Annotated in this window: 15 protein-coding genes; 1 reads left to right on the forward strand and 14 read right to left on the reverse strand. The window is 39.3% G+C overall.

Translation table 11 applies throughout. The annotated features are described in order from the left end of the window. Positions 1–93: 93 nt before the first annotated feature. Positions 94–1,116, reverse strand: a complete 1,023-nt coding sequence (locus tag EM808_RS02900; RefSeq protein ID WP_127735555.1) for a C45 family autoproteolytic acyltransferase/hydolase — start codon at positions 1,114–1,116, stop codon at positions 94–96. 190 nt (positions 1,117–1,306) lie between these two features. Next, on the reverse strand, positions 1,307–3,019 hold the full coding sequence (locus tag EM808_RS02905; RefSeq protein WP_164849560.1) for a methyl-accepting chemotaxis protein: 1,713 nt from the start codon (positions 3,017–3,019) through the stop codon (positions 1,307–1,309). Between the two features lie 244 nt (positions 3,020–3,263). Between EM808_RS02905 and EM808_RS02910 the strand changes: the two genes are divergently transcribed. Then, entirely contained in the window at positions 3,264–4,232 is a 969-nt protein-coding gene (locus tag EM808_RS02910; RefSeq protein ID WP_127735561.1) for a Gfo/Idh/MocA family protein, read from the forward strand. 37 nt (positions 4,233–4,269) lie between these two features. Here EM808_RS02910 and EM808_RS02915 read toward each other — a convergent pair whose 3' ends face one another. The 12 genes from EM808_RS02915 to iolB all read right to left on the reverse strand — a co-directional run bounded on the left by EM808_RS02915 (position 4,270) and on the right by iolB (position 17,487). Then, complete coding sequence (locus EM808_RS02915; protein WP_127736692.1) at positions 4,270–5,076, reverse strand: histidinol-phosphatase; 807 nt, start codon at positions 5,074–5,076, stop codon at positions 4,270–4,272. A 129-nt stretch (positions 5,077–5,205) separates the two neighbouring features. Continuing rightward, positions 5,206–5,673: a PTS sugar transporter subunit IIA gene (locus tag EM808_RS02920; protein ID WP_127735563.1), complete on the reverse strand. Its 468-nt coding sequence runs from the start codon at positions 5,671–5,673 to the stop codon at positions 5,206–5,208. A 26-nt stretch (positions 5,674–5,699) separates the two neighbouring features. Then, positions 5,700–7,373, reverse strand: coding sequence for an alpha,alpha-phosphotrehalase (gene treC / locus EM808_RS02925; protein WP_127735566.1), 1,674 nt, complete (start codon positions 7,371–7,373; stop codon positions 5,700–5,702). A gap of 191 nt (positions 7,374–7,564) precedes the next feature. Next, positions 7,565–8,434: a class II fructose-1,6-bisphosphate aldolase gene (gene fba / locus EM808_RS02930; protein WP_127735569.1), complete on the reverse strand. Its 870-nt coding sequence runs from the start codon at positions 8,432–8,434 to the stop codon at positions 7,565–7,567. A 36-nt stretch (positions 8,435–8,470) separates the two neighbouring features. Further along, on the reverse strand, positions 8,471–9,316 hold the full coding sequence (locus EM808_RS02935) for a sugar phosphate isomerase/epimerase family protein (protein ID WP_127735571.1): 846 nt from the start codon (positions 9,314–9,316) through the stop codon (positions 8,471–8,473). 14 nt (positions 9,317–9,330) lie between these two features. Next, the gene (locus EM808_RS02940) at positions 9,331–10,206 is read right to left on the reverse strand and encodes a sugar phosphate isomerase/epimerase family protein (protein ID WP_127735574.1); all 876 of its coding nucleotides are present in this window, start codon (positions 10,204–10,206) and stop codon (positions 9,331–9,333) included. 68 nt (positions 10,207–10,274) lie between these two features. Next, positions 10,275–11,312, reverse strand: a complete 1,038-nt coding sequence (gene iolG / locus EM808_RS02945) for a bifunctional inositol 2-dehydrogenase/D-chiro-inositol 1-dehydrogenase (RefSeq protein WP_127735577.1) — start codon at positions 11,310–11,312, stop codon at positions 10,275–10,277. Between the two features lie 72 nt (positions 11,313–11,384). Beyond that, on the reverse strand, positions 11,385–12,803 hold the full coding sequence (locus EM808_RS02950) for a sugar porter family MFS transporter (RefSeq protein ID WP_127735579.1): 1,419 nt from the start codon (positions 12,801–12,803) through the stop codon (positions 11,385–11,387). Then, on the reverse strand, positions 12,800–13,714 hold the full coding sequence (gene iolE / locus EM808_RS02955; protein WP_127735582.1) for a myo-inosose-2 dehydratase: 915 nt from the start codon (positions 13,712–13,714) through the stop codon (positions 12,800–12,802). The genes EM808_RS02950 and iolE overlap by 4 nt, the downstream gene beginning before the upstream one ends. Positions 13,715–13,729: 15 nt before the next feature. After that, positions 13,730–15,640 carry a 3D-(3,5/4)-trihydroxycyclohexane-1,2-dione acylhydrolase (decyclizing) gene (gene iolD, locus EM808_RS02960; RefSeq protein WP_127735585.1) on the reverse strand — a complete coding sequence of 637 codons (1,911 nt, stop codon included), beginning with the start codon at positions 15,638–15,640 and terminating at the stop codon, positions 13,730–13,732. A gap of 11 nt (positions 15,641–15,651) precedes the next feature. After that, a complete protein-coding gene (gene iolC / locus EM808_RS02965) occupies positions 15,652–16,647 on the reverse strand; it encodes a 5-dehydro-2-deoxygluconokinase (RefSeq protein WP_127735588.1) in 996 nt (331 codons plus the stop codon). Positions 16,648–16,668: 21 nt separating this feature from the next. After that, entirely contained in the window at positions 16,669–17,487 is an 819-nt protein-coding gene (gene iolB, locus EM808_RS02970) for a 5-deoxy-glucuronate isomerase (RefSeq protein WP_127735591.1), read from the reverse strand. Positions 17,488–17,512 lie beyond the last annotated feature (25 nt).

Here is a 17,512-nt window from a genome sequence, read left to right on the forward strand (position 1 = left end):
AAATAATTTATACTTAACTAGCTACTATCATAACTTGATATCCTCCCTTTGAATAGATATATAAGATATTTTTATATAAAATATTTCCAGAAGCTAAGCTTTTGGCATATTTCCCATTAGTACTGTTTCAGAAATATTTTCTCCTTCGACCCACTTTTTAAAATCCACAAGAAGAGGCTTATCACTTCCGGCAAGACACGTCATAATGAAATGATCTTTAAAAGAATAGGAAAAGGTATGAAGCGTGCCAAAAAAGTTGTCATAATCAGTAAAAAACAGCGGAGAGCTGTCTGCACGGAAATAATCAAATAGCTCCTGCTGCTGCATATTAGGATAGCTCCATTCATCCAAATGCCTTTGCCTTTTAAGTGAGCCCTCTATATTGGCACGGTTATTGCAAGACATTGCTTCCGTTATAAAATGATTGGTACAGGCAAGTGAATCTTGCCCCAATCTAACCTTTACCTTTTCAGGACTCGTCTCCACAGCAGCTTTATTCCCTAATTTATCTCCAATGGAAAAATTATAGCAATTGGCATGAGGAATTCTTTCTAATAATTTTACAGCCTCCTCTACAGTGGCACATTGATCAAGCACCATTCTGCAGCTTATCCATGGGGAAACTCCTTTTGTGTATCCGTCATTACTGACAAAGTGAAAACCAATGGCAAGACCTTTTTCATTTATGCCGTCATGTCTGCCAATTAGCTGCAAATTATATCCTGCTGATGCATAATTGTTTTTAGATTGGATCAAAGAAAAAATCCCGTCATATAAAAGTGGAGAAAAATCGTAGTTTCTAGTATATACATCATTATGAATCCATGTCGTACAGCCCATTGCCTTTGTTTTCGGGACATCATAACCACTGAACAGTGCAGAGGCTTCCGCTAGGCTGACTTCCAGTGTATCCGCTAGACCATGCAGCTCCTCCAGAAGGTATGGAGCAAACTCCAAATAGATTGCTTCCATGTTTCGCATATCAATTTCAGGCTTTGTCACTTGTTTATAAATTTCCAAAATTTTAGGGTTCTTTTTTAAAAAAAGCCCATATTCCTGCCCAATTTCAAAGGAATTTTTTCTTAACTGCCAAATTTGAGCCTGTAATTTTGTCATTTGTATATCCCCCTATAATTTATTTGCTTTATATAATTAAATTTATAACAAAGAGCTTTATCAGACCTGTCAATTATTGCTCCTTTAAAACAGATTAATTTTGAGCTATCGCTTACGTTGAGAAACATAATGTGGAAATAAAAAAAGGCAAAGAGATATCTCTCTTTGCCTTTTTTAGGAAGTCTCTATATTACACTTTAAATTTACGAATAAGTTCTTGCAGACTTTCGGCAAGATTCGCAAGAGAGGAGGACGATGCTGCGATTTCTTCCATAGAAGCCACTTGTTCTTCTGTTGCCGCAGACACATTTTCTGTATTTGCTGCTGCTTCCTCTGCCATGCTATTAACTTCCATTACAGATACATTAATCACATCTGTATTATCCTTCAATTCCTTCAGTGAAACAAAAACTTCTTCAAATAAGTTTACTAGGTCATTAATAGACACTTCAATTTCTCCAAAGGAATTCCCTGCATTTTGCACGATATTCAAACCTAAATCTACTTCATTTTTCGCAGTGGACATTGATTGAATAGTGGTTTTCGTATCCACTTGGATTTGGCTGATAAGGCTTGTTATTTGTTCTGCTGATTGGGACGATTGCTCTGCAAGCTTTCTTACTTCATCAGCAACAACAGCAAATCCTTTTCCTTGTTCTCCTGCTCTTGCCGCCTCAATTGCTGCATTAAGGGCCAATAGATTAGTTTGTGATGAAATGTCCGTTATTGCCTTCGTAATTTCACCAATTTCCTTAATACGGCCTTCTAATGTATTTATCGACACAGAAAGATTGCCAACATTTGTATTAATAGAATTCATCTGTGTGGTAACTTCCTCAATATTTCGCAGACCTTTTTTGGAGGCTTCTGCTGTATTTTCAGCTGTTGCTGCTACCTTCTCTGCGTTTGCTGAAATTCTTTCTGTGCTTCCCGTTACATTATTAATTCCTTTAGAGCTTGATGCCATTAACGTCATTTGATTTTCTGAGCTTGCTGCAAGCTCCTGGATTGTCTCAGAAATATGCTCGCTTGCTTTGCTGCTTTCCTCAGAGCTTGCACTTAACTGCTCTGATGAGGAAGCAAGCGCTTGAGATGTTTCCCCGATTGTTTCGACAAGCTCTTTAATACCATCAGCCATACTATTGAAACTGATAGAAAGTGAGCCTATTTCATCCTTAGATTGATAACCAGCTCTTTCAGAGAAATCACCATTTTCGCCTTTTTCCATTAGACTTTTTAGCTTCTTAATAGGATTTGCAATCGTTCTCGAAATATAAAAACCAAATAGTACTGACAACAATAAGAACACTGCAATGATGCTTATTGAGATTACTAACGTTGTCTTATAATTATCTTTATTTTCCTGAGCGATTTTACTTGCTTGATCCTCATTAGCTTGCTGTAATGATTCAAGCAGGTCTGTCATTTCTTCCCGTTTTGTGATAACTTCTTGGGAATAAAGACGATACGCTTCCGCATTTTTGTTTTCCAATGCTAAGTCAAGTGCCTCACCTGTCGTATCGCTAATATCAGTCAGTGATTGTTTATACTTTTCAAGCGCTGATTTTTCTTCTGCTGACAAATCAAGCTGTTCTAATTTGCTTACATATTGATTTATTTCATCTGCTTCTTTATTATACATCTCAATAAGCTGTTCGTTTCTTGAATCATCCTCATTTAACATCAGCTCCAAAACAAAACGATCTGACGCTTGATCATCACTTACAATTTTAGATACCCAAGTGTTAGGAATCAAACGGTCGTTATACATCGCCTCTGATCCTTCAGCCATATTTTTCATGCCGTTGATTGCATAGAAACCGACTGTAATTAATGATATGGCACTGAATATAATAATCATTAATATTTTTATTGAAATTTTACTGTTTTTTACTAATTTCATGCCTTCTCTCCTCATTTTATATTTATTTCCCCTACTCTTTTTATCGTCCATCTCACAATGAATAATTAGCATTTTATATAATTTAATATTCTTGCATTTTTCCGATAGAGTAGATATAATATTACGTTAAATTTTGAGTTTCTACGTTGGAAATAACTTGAAAAATGGTTTACAATGGCTAATATAGGGAATTATTCATTGATGTGGAATAATCGTCTACTAGACTATTTAAAGGGGTGGCCATATGAAACAATTGAATTGGGCTATACTTGGACCTGGGTCCATTGCTGCTGACTTTGCGAAGGCGTTACATGACATTCATGGAAGCATATATGCAGTTGGTTCACGCACATTAGAAAAAGCGGAACAATTTGCAGAACAATTTAATATCCAAAAAGCTTATGGTAATTATGATGAAATGCTCCAAGATGACAGTATCGACGTTGTCTATATTGCAACACCACACTCTAACCATTATGAATACATCATGAAAAGTCTCGAGAATAATAAACACGTTTTTTGTGAGAAAGCAATTACTGTCAGTTCTGAACAGCTGCTTGATGCTGTTAAGCTGGCAAAGGAAAAACAGCTTGTATTGGCAGAAGCAATGACTATTTACCATATGCCTTTGTATAAAAAGCTGCGTGAAATAGTATCCTCTGGAAAAATCGGCAAATTAAAAATGGTAAATGTATTGTTTGGCAGTTCAAAAGAGGATGATCCAACAAATCGTTTTTTCAATATGGAGCTTGCAGGTGGAGCATTGTTGGATATTGGTACATATGCTCTTTCTTTCGCCAGATCCTTCCTTTCCTCACAGCCTGATGAGATATTGACAACAGTTAAAAAGTATACAACTGGTGTTGATGAGCAATCAGGAATCATATTGAAAAACAAGGATGAGGAAATGGCTGTCGTAACACTTGCAATGAGAGCAAGAACACAAAAGCTTGGCATTATTGCCGGAGATAATGGCCATATTATCGTTCCCGACTTCCCAAGAGCAAATATTGCCACCATCCATTACTTAGATGGCACACAAGAAACTGTTGAAGCAGGAGAAACCGCTAAAGCCCTTCATTATGAAATTGAAGATATAGAGAGGTTTATTGCAGACAAAGATCAGGAATCCACACTTCCATTAAGTATTGACGTGATGGAAATCATGACAGATGTCCGGAAACAATGGGGTATAAGCTACCCGTTTGAATAAAAAAAGCATGCAGCTAAACATTGCTGCATGCCTTTTTTTATAGCGGTGCTGTCTGTCGTTTTTGACCTACATAATAGACCATTTCTTTATAGCCAATTTGCTTAAGCTTTTTTTGTACTTCAAACAAATCATCCCCAATCCGTTCTGGGTTGTGGGAATCTGAACCGAATGTTATGTCGACATTATAATAAAAAGCCCGTTCAAGCATATCATCAGAGGGATACCAGCCGCCAACTGCTTTCATTTTTCCGGATGTATTCACCTCAATAGAGACACCTGACTCGCCGATTATTTTAAGGGTTTCATCAATGATTGGTGTTTGGATATCAGAAAAAGCCGGATAATACCCTTTCATTGCATCAATATGCCCTAATATTTGAAAAACACCGCTTTTTGCCGATTCCTGAATTAATTGATAGTAATCCTCTTTTTCTTTGATTCGCTGTGCCTCTGTCAGCACATCCCATCTACTCTTATCAAATATGCTTTTTCCGTTCACATAGTGGACAGACCCAATGATATAGTCAAACGGATATTTCTCGTACTCTTTTGTATATAAATGAAGATGGTGTGGGTAGAAATCGCTTTCGACTCCTAACAGAACCTCAATTTTTCCTTTATAAGCTTCCTTTAGCTTTAACACTTCCTCCACATAATGCACAAACTCACTTTTTGCCATGGAATAGCGGGGAAATGGCCTGTCATCCTCATGGAAAAACAAAGGTGAATGATCTGAGATACCAATATAATGAAGCCCTTTGTCGATGCCTGACTTAATGTATTCTTCCATTTTTCCGATTGCATGACCACATCTGTCATGATGTGTATGCAAATCAAACAAGATGCTTTTCATACGCCACTCCTCTTTGTTAACTCTATTTTAAAATAAGTATATACGAACACGTTTCATACTGTCATGTGAGGCGAATTGGAATACAAAAAAGACATGGAGAAATCCTCCATGCCCTCATATTCAAACAATTTTTATTTCGTTGTTTTCAATTACTACTTTTTCGTTTTCTTTCAGGTTTGTGAAGATGATTGGTGTAATGATGGAAGGAACTTTATCTTTAATTGCTTCAAAGTCAATATCCATCAGCTTTTGGCCTTGTTTCACCTTTTGTCCATCTTCAACATGTGATGTAAAGCCTTCACCCTTTAACGTAACAGTATCTAATCCAACATGAATTAGGATTTCTCTTCCGTTATTGTCCATTAAGCTTATAGCATGTTTTGTTGGGAATATGTTGACAACCTGTCCATCAACTGGTGATATTAGCGTACCATTTGTTGGATCTATTGCTGCACCGTCGCCCATCATTTTTTGCGAAAAGACTGGATCTGGCACTTCCTCGATAGGAAGGAGCTTCCCTTCTAATGGCAGGATAAACTTACTTTCCTCAGAGTTTGATTGATTTTTCTTGAACAAGTTTTTAAACATCGTGGCACCTCCATGTTTTACGCAGCTTATTTTTGCAAGTGAAATACAATTGATTCGTATGGACGCAATTCTATTTTCTGCAAATCCGCTTTTGAGTCAGAGTAGTTTGATATTAGTATGCTTGTGGAATAACCATCAACATCTACATGTGCTGGCAGCTCAAATTTACATGGTGTTTCATAAAAGTTGTTGATTACAATCAGCTTTTCTGCACCAACTGAACGTACATATGCAAAGATTTGAGGATCCTCTGGAAGCAATAGCTCATAATTGCCGTTTGTGACAATATCATACTCTTTTCTCAAGGATATTAACTTTTGATAATGATAGAAAATCGAATCTGAATCCTTTAAGGCAGCTTCTGCATTTATTTCTTGATAGTTTCTCGCTGTATTGATCCATGGTGTGCCTGAGGTGAAGCCTGCATTTGCCTCTTTGTTCCATTGTACAGGAGTTCTTGAGTTATCACGAGATTTTCGCCTTAAGATTTCTAATATTTCCTCTTCTGTTTTTCCCGTTTGTTTTAAAATTTGAAACATATTAATTGATTCAACATCACGGTATTCTTCAATAGAATTAAATTTAGGGTCTGTCATGCCAAATTCTTCACCTTGATAAATATATGGAGTACCCTGCATCATGTGAATAACTGTTGCTAGCATTTTTGCTGATTCCTTATGGTATTCCTTATCATTTCCATATCTTGAAACAACCCGCGGTTGGTCATGGTTACACCAGAACAGAGCATTCCAGCCTCCGCCAGTATTCATGCCAATCTGCCAATTCGATAATATTTCCTTTAAGGAAAAGAAATCCATCTCACCTAACGCCCACTTTTCACCATTTGGATAGTCAACCTTTAAATGGTGAAAGTTAAAGGTCATGCTAAGTTCTTCTCTTTCTGGGTTTGTATATTGAATGCAATGCTCCAATGTTGTGGACGACATTTCACCAACCGTCAGGGAATCATATTTAGAGAATACTTCCTTGTTCATCTCATGAATATATTCATGGACTTTTGGTCCGTCAGTATAATATTTTCTTCCATCACCAACAAAGTCATCAGGGAACTGTTGATTCTTTGAAATTAAGTTAATGACATCAAGTCTGAATCCATCAATCCCTTTTTCGAACCAAAAATTCATCATATCGTAAACTTTTTGGCGCAGCTCTTCATTCTCCCAGTTTAAATCAGCCTGTGTGACATCAAATAAATGAAGATAGTATTGGCCTGTTTTATCATCATATTGCCATGCATTTCCGCCGAATTTCGATTGCCAATTATTCGGCTCACTTCCATCTTCCTTGCCATCTTTCCAAATATAATAGTTTCGGTACGGATTATCTTTGGATGATGCTGCTTGTTTGAACCATTCATGCTCTGTAGATGTATGGTTGACGACAATATCCATAATGACTTTAATCCCTTTTTTATGGGCTTCACCTAATAAGTGATTAAAGTCGTCCATTGTACCGTATTCAGGATGAATGGAGAAATAATCACTAATATCATAGCCATTATCCTTTTGAGGAGAAGCATAAATTGGTGTAAGCCATATAACATCTACACCAAGCTTATTTAAATAATCCAGTTTTTCGACAATCCCTTGAATATCACCAACACCGCTACCGGTAGTATCATTAAAGCTTTTTGGATAAATTTGATATACTACTGCCTTTTCCCACCACGTTGTATTCATCTATAAACACCGCCATTATTTACGTTATGAATCCTGTATATACAGGTTATACTTTAATGATAACATGTATATACATGTTGTCAATTAAAAAATAATGCGTTTTCATTTTCGTTTTCCACTGACAAAGCAAAAAAGCTTATTGTGATTAGGTTTCACAATAAGCTTTTTTTTCATCCAATATTTACTTGTAGTTATGCCTCAAGCTTTATCGCTTTTCGGCTTGTTCTGAAGTCTTGGATTTTGTTTTTCACTGTTGCTATAATCGCTGCTTGACCTGGTGCAAGAATTGTTCTTGCATCATATACCTTAGCATCCTGAATAAGATTTTGACGCACGGCCTGAGCCCAAGCTTGCAGACATTCTGTGTTTACGTTGATTTTAGCATGACCTAGTTCAATTGATTTTTGGATTTGATGCAGTGGAATACCGGAACCACCATGCAGAACTAGCGGTACATTCGTAATTCTGGAAATATGCTCCATCTCCTTAAAACCAAGGACCGGCTCTCCTTTATACGGTCCGTGAACAGATCCTAATGCTGCTGCGAGGGCGTCAATCCCTGTTTCATTGACTAACTGCAAGCACTCATCTGGGTCTGCATAGGAGATTCCTCCGATTAATCCATCCTCATTTCCACCGACAGTTCCTACCTCTGCTTCAACGGAAACCCCGAAGTTTCTCGCATATTCGACGACTTCTTTTGTCATTCTAATATTTTCTGCTAGAGGTGAATGAGAGCCGTCAATCATAACAGAGCTAAATCCCGCATCTATCGCCTGCTTGCATCTTGCCACACTATTGCCGTGATCTAAATGGAGGGCTACAGGTACTGTAATTTCCAGTTCTTCCACTAATGCAGACACACCTGCTGCAATTATTTTAAAGCCTCCTAAATAATCAACTAATCTATCAGAAGCGGCAACAATGACAGGTGCTTGCTCATCTTGTGCTGCCTGCAATATTGCTTGAACCCACTGAAAGCTGTTCATATTATATTGACCGACAGCATACTTTTCTTCCTTCGCTTTTCTCAACATATCATGCATGGAAACAATCGCCATTGCTACACCTCCATTCTTCTTTTTACACAAGAATCTTTACAGAGCCTTCTCCACTTCAAAATGCTTTGAAATCACTTGCATTGTTGTTTCCTTTGCCGTTTTGATTACTTCTTCTGCATCAAGCTGATAATATTCTGGTCGGAATAATTCAACAGATACATGGTCTACACCCTTGTCTTTTAAAATGGCAAGAATGCTATCCAAGTCAATAGCACCGTGTCCAGGATACACACGATCAACATCCATTAAAATACCAGGCTGATAATCTTCAACATCATTAATATGGAAGATAAATATTTTTGCAGGATCTGTGTTTTCCAAGCTTTCTAGCGTTGAATTCATTGCATAGTATTGGAAGGTGTCAAATACGATACCAACATTGTGTCTGTCTACTTCCTTTACTACTTGATTGGCAAATTCCAATGTATTAATAGTCGCATGTGGATGGCCGATAAATTCAATTGCGAGCTTCACTCCATACGGCTCTGCCAAGTCAGACAAATCTCTTAACGTCTCGACACTGCTTTTGATAATGTCTTTACGCAGAATCTTCTGTTCGGAAACAAACGGTACTACAACAATATTCTTGCAGTCAATTACTTTAGCAATTTCAAGCATTTCCTTAAACTCTTCACGCAATGCTGCATATTCCTCTTCTGTACGGTTATTGAAGAATACTAGCGCATTTAATGACAATGGCTTGATATGATGTGTTTGGAAGTATGCAGCTAAATCCTCCAGTGAATGTGTTTTTAAGTAGTCTTTTAATTGATCGATTGATCTAATTTCAATATAGTCATAGCCATATTTCTCACAAAGCTCTAAGTCCTTTTCCAAGCTAGAGTTCTCTAATGTTGTCCCTTGATTTAACCCTATTTTCATAATGACAATCCTCCTTATTTAACTGCTGATAAACCTAAGCCTTGTTTAATCGAATTTAATGTCACTTCATTGGACCAGTCTGGTTTATCTGGGTATGCAAAAACAGAGTTTGTAACAATGCCGTTGAAGTTGAATTCTCTCAGCTTACGGTATAATGTATCAAAGTCAATTTCCCCTTCACCCGGATTTAAATGCTGGTGAACAGTCACATTTGCATTCGGTGGATTCACAATATAGCGTAATCCAAAGGCAGCTTTATGATTAAGTGTGTCAGCAATCAATACATGCGCCAACAAGTCCTTTGCTTCATCAAGTTGTTTTCCGATATCGCCGATGCCATCATCATAGAAGAAGGCATGTGCCACAGAATAAACTAATTTAATCCAATCCTTATCCAATGCACGAATCATGCGGACTGCCTCAATATTCAGTTCAATAAAGTCATGTGGATGTGATTGCAGATTAAGTGCAATACCTTCCTTTTCAAAAATAGGCATTAGCTCATCCATAGAGCGAATAAAGGATGCTTCACTTTCTGTTGGACGTGTTTTATCGCCGGCAAATTCACTATTCATTAAATCAACGCCCAAATCTGACGTAATTTCAATGCATCGCTTCCAGTTTCTTACTGCAGCCTGGCGTTCTAGTTCATTTGGGGAAGACCATTGCTGGACAGGCAAAACAGAGGAAATTTTCACGCCTGCATCTGAGCAATATCTCTTTAAATCCTTAATCAGCTGCTTATCAACTTTTGGATATTCGTAGAACCAAATGAAGTCCTTGCGCGGGGATAGCTCCACATATTCGTAGCCAAGTCTTGCTACATTGTCGATTGTTTCCTTTAACCCTGTGTTATCGCGAAAATGTGATGGATCATATGCTAATCTCATGTATTTAACCTCTTCCCTTTGTAATTTAAAAGAATGCACCTAGAAGGGGGAAGCCCCCTTCCTATAAATTATAGACTTGCAGTCTCTAATCCTTTTTTATAGAAATCAGGTTTATCTGCTAACACAACTTCTTCCTTGCCGCCGGATTGTTGGGACTTCACACAAGCATCTGCTGTTACTTGTGCAATATAGCCATCCCATGCTGTCGGTCCATTCGGCTCACCAGTTGTTTTAATAGAATCCATAAAGTCCTGTAGCTCTGCATCATATGCATCAAGAAAGCGCTGCTTCCAATCTACTAATATATTGGAACCTAATGTAGCATTTTTGCGATATGTGATGCTTTGGAATTCAGGAAGCTTTACAATTCCGTCTTCTCCTACAACCTCACACTGAATATCGTATCCATACTGGCAATTAACAGAGATTTCAACATTGATGATAATGCCGGAATGTGTTTCCAAGATGACGATTTGCGGGTCTCTTAAGTTATCATGTGCATATTTTGATTTTCTTGGGAATAGTACTTGTACCGATTTATAGTCATCATCTACCAACCAATGAAGGACATCAATCTCATGTACTAGCGTATCTGAGATCGCCATGTCTGTCGTATACATTTCATTAACCTCTGGGTTGCGGTGAGCGCAATGGATCAACAATGGTTCACCAATAAACTTATTGTCAATTGCTTCTTTCAGCTGAACATAACCGCTATCATATCGGCGCATAAAGCCAACCTGAACTAAGCGTTTGCCATGCTTCATTTCTGCTTCGACTATTCTCATGCAGCCTTCTGCAGTTGTTGCCAACGGCTTTTCACAGAATACGTACTTACCAGCAGCAATTGCCGCAAGCACACTTGCTTCATGTGCAGGTCCCCAGCTTGTTACAAATACAGCATCCACATCATTTGCAGCAACTAAAGAGACATCATCAGGATAAACTGCAGCATCCAATCCATATTGCTCAACTGCTTGTTTTGCCGACTCTTGATTTACATCCGTAACAGCGACTATCTTCCCGCCTGACAATGTATTTGTGATCCTTTTTATATGTTCCCGTCCAATCGCACCTGTTCCGATTACTCCAATATTTAATGTCATAGCTCTCATCCTCTTTCTGTTTATATAGTTATATTCATACTAGAATCCGCTTACAAAATTCCTTCTTATACCTTACTTTGCTTCCGGTATTGCATCGTCTGCGCTGTTCTTCCCATAATTGCGGAAGTCTTCTTCTAATTGCTCTAGTGTGCGGTCCTTCGTTTCTGGCAAATACTTTTTAACAAATAAAATCGCTAGAATGCCAAGACCAACAAAAACAAAGAATGTCGTTGATAAGCCAATTCCTGCCATCAATACTGGGAACAGCAAACCGACAAGGAAGTTCGTAATCCAAAGACAAAACACTGTTACACCCATGCCAAGCCCTCTGAGTCTTTGTGGGAATATCTCTGACAGCATTAACCATGTCACTGGTGAGATAGCACCTTGCTGGAAGGCTAAAAATGTTACAGTTAAGGATAGAACGATATATGGAAGTGCTGGTGATCCTTCCATAGTAAGAGAAAAGATTCCGATTAGCAGCAATGCAATGGTTGTGCCGATTTGGCCTGTAATCAACATTGGACGGCGGCCGACCCGACCGAGTAGCCAAATTCCAACAAATGTAGCAACAACAGATATGACACCGTTTGCAATATTACCTATTAATGCTGCTCTTGTCTCAAAACCGGCATCCTTTAATATTTCTGTTCCATAATACATAATGGAGTTAACACCTGTTATTTGCTGTACAACAGCAATTCCCAATCCGATAAACACAATTCTTCGGACCCACGGAACATTCAGGTCTTTAAAAGTTGCTTTTTTCATTTGTGACTGATCTGATAATGATTTCTCAATTTCTTTCAGCTCTGCTTGTGCTCTAGCCTCTGCCCTTACCTTTTGCAGCACGCGGAGTGCATCGCCAAGTCGGCCTTTAGAGGCAAGCCAGCGCGGACTTTCCGGGACAATGAGCATTCCAAACCATAAAAATACTGCAGGAAGTGATGCTATTACAAGCATGTATCTCCAAACATGAGCCGTATCGCCGAGTGTGTTTCCTAAGATGGCATTGAAAGTGAACGCGAGCAGCTGTCCTGATACAATCATCAATTCATTCTGCGTTACCATTCTGCCTCTGTTTTCAGCAGGCGACATTTCTGCAAGGAAAGCAGGAACGGTTACGGATGCACCTCCGACAGCAAGACCTAAAATGAAGCGGAAGGTAACCATTAATTCAACACTTGGTGCAAAGGTACAGCCTAATGTCGCAATGATAAACAAGATTGCGAGATATAGAATATTCTTCCGTCGGCCATGATGGTCAGACAATCTCCCCCCAAACATCGCCCCAAAAGCAGCTCCAAACAAGAGTGAACTCGTGACAAGACCTTCTGTAAATGGAGTTAAGTTAAGCTGATCCGCTTCTGACATAAAGGGGAGGGCCCCATTTATAACGCCTGTGTCGTAACCGAACAGCAGCCCTCCGAATGTAGAGATTAAAGTAATTTTCTTTAAATGTTTTTTATGAGGCTCCCCGCTTGAAGTCATACAACATTCCCCTCTTCCTTGTATGTTTGGACAAGCAAGTTCTGGTCAATATAATTTCTGGCAATAAGGGCATATTCCAAAGGGTTAGCGATAGCTGGATCTTGCTCAGCTTCAATGACAATCCAGCCGCTGTAATCAGTTTTCAGCAAATAAGCATATACTTCCGTGAAATCAATACAGCCATCCCCAGGTACTGTAAACATTCCACGGAGGAAGGATTGTAGAAAAGATAAGCCTTCATTGCTGCATGCAGTACGCTCACTTTCTCTGACGTCTTTAAAATGGACATGCTTGATACGGTTTCTGTGCTTGACGAGTAATGTCATATAATCTCCGTCAGAAACATAAATGTGGCCAGTATCATACAAAAGGTGAACATGATTTGCATCAGTATTATCCATTAAACGGTCTATTTCTGCCAATGTCTGTACACCAGTTCCCATATGATGATGATAGACGAGCTTTAATTGGTATGCTTCGGCAATTTTTCCCAGTTCATTTAACCCCGTACATAACAGGCTCCATTCTTGCTCTGTAAAGTGAGGCTTTGTTGTAAATACGTTCTCCGAGGTTCCTTGCACACTGTGTGTCTGTTCAGAGACAACCGCAACAGCTGCATGGACCTCCTGCAAGTATTTGCAATGCTCATGAAAAGCTGCTTTTGCCGATTCTATTCCATCTCTGATGATGAAGCTTGAGAACCATTTTCCTGCTATCTTCAATTTTCGCAAGCTAAGCTCTTTATTCAAAATGGTTGGTTCTGGAAAAAATCCACCTACTTCTGTTCCTTGAAAACCTGCAACTACAATATCACTTAACAAGTGCTGCAATGTATTACCGGCACCAATTTCGGGAATATCATCATTGCGCCAGCCTATCGGTGCAATCCCCCATAATATTTGAGTCCCCATCCCCATTCTCCCCTTTTAATATTGTTTTGCTTCTTGAAGTTTCGCTTTCCTTGAGTCGTTAGCTTTTTGAACACTTTCGCTATTGGAGGCTTCCGCTACACCAACATTCCACCAGCTGTCATAGCCATCTGTCATTGTCTTTGGCAGCACTTTCATTTCAATCAATGTAGAAATATCCTGTTTCTTCGCATCCTCTAACGCTGCTTTTAAATCCTCAACTGTGTTTGCTCGATAAACTTTTGCTCCGTAACCTTCTGCTACTTTAGCGTAGTCAATATTCATAATCTGGTTATCTGCAGTGCGGAACTCACAATCGAAGCTGCCACTGCCATGATCCATTTGCAGGTTGTTTATACAGCCCCAGCCTGAATTATCAAACAGAAGAACATTGATTTTTTGCTTATATTGCAAGGAGGTAATAAGTTCAGAATGAAGCATAAGGAAGCTGCCATCTCCGACAAAGGAATAAACTTCTTTTGAAGGATCTGCTAATTTAACACCAAGTGCTCCTGAAATTTCATAGCCCATGCATGAATATCCGTATTCAAGATGATACGTATTCGGTGTACTTGAATGCCATAAGCGCTGCAAGTCGCCTGGCAGAGAACCTGCTGAACAAATAACCGTGCTGTCTTTTTCTACCGTGTCATTAATGGTTAGCAACGCTGTTGTTTGTGCTAACTCTGTGTTTAATGCATCCGCATATTCATTCAGTATTTCTTGTGTAAAGTGATTTTTGATTTCAGGGTTGAAGCCTTCGCGGCTGAATTCAACACGTCCTAAGCGCTCTCTTTCTGTCAGCCACTCTTCTTTTAACACGCCGATTCTGCTTCCAAAGTCACTTTCATAACCGTCAAGCAGCGGGATTAAGCGGTCAAGCGTTGTTTTCGCGTCAGCTACAACTTGAAATGCATCGAACTTGTATGTTTGCATTCTGCTGACATTAATATTTAAAAATTTAGCTGAAGCAAAATCAAAAGCAGTTTTTGAGGATGTCGCAAAATCTGTATATCTTGTACCAATCCCGATAATTAAATCTGCTTCTTTTGCTGCTTTATTCGCTGCAAGTGTCCCAGTAATCCCCATTCCGCCCAAATTATTTTTGAAATCACTTTCCACAGTTGACTTACCCGCCTGTGTTTCAACAAGGGGGACATTGAATTTTTCTGAAAATGCAATCAAGCTTTCCCTCGCCTCTGAATATTTAGCGCCTCCCCCAACTAAAATAAGCGGCTTTTTGGAGGATTTTATCGCCTTAACAGCACCTTCCAGCTCACGCTCATGAGGAGCCTTCCGATCCACATAATGAACTCTTTTCTCAAAAAACTTAACATCGTAATCGAATGCTTCTCCTTCTACGTCTTGAGCAATACAAATTGTTGCCGGGCCAGCCTTCCCAGGATCTGTCATCACTTCAAAAGCGCGAAGTAAACTAGACATTAGCTGTTCTGGACGAGTGATACGGTCCCAGTAGCGGGAAACAGGCAAAAATGCATCATTTGTTGTGACAGCAATGCTGTATTCTTGCTCCATTTGCTGCAAAACAGGGTCTGGCTGTCTGGATGCAAAAGTGTCTGCAGGGATAAACAATACAGGAATGTTATTTGCATGTGCTGTAGCTGCTGCTGTAATAACATTGGCGGAGCCTGGTCCAGAAGATGTGGAAACAGCAAATATCTTCTGTCTGAGCATTTGTTTACTGTAGGCAATTGCTGCATGTGCCATGCCTTGTTCGTTTTTCCCTTGGATAACTTTTAAATGCCCTGGGTCTTGTTCGAGCGCTTGACCGATTCCTAAAACATTGCCGTGCCCAAATACATTAAAAATACCTTCGACGAAAGGAAATTCCTTTCCATCAACATGGATATACTGCTGATTCAAAAACTTGACCAGTGCTTGTGCTGTTGTCAAAGTAATCGTTTCCATTCTTTTGCCTCCTATCTTGGTGCTTCTATCTTTTCGTTCTTAGCAATTAGTTCCTCAATTTCTTCCACTTGTGGCATTGCTTCAGAAGAGCTGTGCTTGCTGACAACAATGGAAGCGGACGCGCTGCCGTATTTTAATGCTTCGCCGATCTTCTTGCCAGAAATTAATGCATATAAGAAAGCTGATGCATAGGAATCTCCGGCTCCAAAGGTTTTTAATACATTCGTTTTATAGGCTTGCGCTCTGAATACATCACCTGACTTCACATATGCGTATGAACCGTCAACACCATGCTTAATGACAATTAATTCTGCACTTTGGCCAAAGAGATGCTGCACTGTTTCTTGATTGCGCCCATCTTTCCTATTTTCCATCGCATCATACTCATCACGTGTCCCAATAATAATCTCTGCCTGTGATGCAATAAGAGAATAATAAACAGCTGTCTCTTCTGGAGATTTCCACGTATAAGGACGGTAATCGAGTTCAAATGCAACCTTAACGCCATTTTTCTTTGCAAGCTGAACCGCTTTAATTACCGCTTCCCTTGACGGACTTGCAGCAAGAGCTGTTCCTGATACAAGCAGCAGCTTTGCTTTTTTAATATATTCTTCGTTAACTTCAGAAGGCTCAAGATATAAATCCGCTACATCATCTCTGTACATCAGAATGCTGCATTCATCAGGGCTTTTTATTTCTGTAAAAGCAAGGCCTGTCTTATGACCATCTTTGTCTGTCACAATATTAGAAACATCAATGCCGACACCTTGCATATAGCTTTTGATGAATCGGCCATGCTGGTCATCAGCAATTTTACCGATGAAGCCGGCTTTTAAGCCTAACTTACTGCTGCCAATTGCTATATTTGCTGGTGATCCGCCGACATATTTGGAAAATGTCATCGTCTCTTCCATTGGACGGTTATATTCAACTGCATTTAAATCGATGCAGGCTCTGCCAATTGCAATTAAATCAAACTCTTTATCTGAATTGAATTCATATTTCATGGGAAGAATCCTCCTTATTTATCAGCGGTTTAAAATCCATTCATGATCTTTATCATTATGAAATTTCCATATTCTTGTTGGTCCTGCCATGACATTTAAATAGTAGGATGTATAGCCGTCAGGTACTCCGACAGGGTGATATCCTTTAGGAACAATGACCACATCCCCATTTTCTACTGCCATCGTTTCATCTAATGAGCGATCATCAGTATATACACGTTGAAACAAGAAGCCTTGTTTTGGATTGATTTCATGATAGTACGTTTCTTCCAAAAAGGATTCCTCTGGCAAATTGTCCTGGTCATGTTTATGGGGAGGGTAGCTTGACCAATTCGCAGTTTCTGTAATGACTTCAACAACGAGCAGGCTGTTGGCAGCAGGATGCGAATCCGGAAGGATATTATGGACAAGGCGTTGGTTATTGAATTTCCCTCTTTGCTCTACACTATTTTCTTCTGCTTTAATTAATTTTGTAGGCTTTGCTTCTTCTGATGGCGAATAGCAAAGGGCAACCTTGGCATTCGTGCTGGTTGCTGAGATTGTGAACTCAGCCCCGTTGGAAACATAGACACTGTCTGTTGGAATCCGTTCAAACACACTGTCTCGTGTGCCGATATTTTCAAATACAGCGGTGCCGTCACTGACAGTAATTTTTCCTGTCACAGCAACAATGCAGCATTCTTCAGAACCAAGCATCTCTTTGTATTGAGCTTTTTGGGATAATTCAATTAATTTAAAACCAACATAGTTTAACGGGGAGTTTTCTTTCGTAACATCATGGATAACTTTCACACCATCTATTGCTTCTGTATGCTGAAATTTGCGCAGCAGCTCACTCATGTGGTTTCCTCCTTAAGCCTTGCGA

Source organism: Niallia taxi (assembly GCF_004005475.1).
GTDB classification, from domain to species: Bacteria; Bacillota; Bacilli; order Bacillales; family Cytobacillaceae; genus Niallia; species Niallia taxi.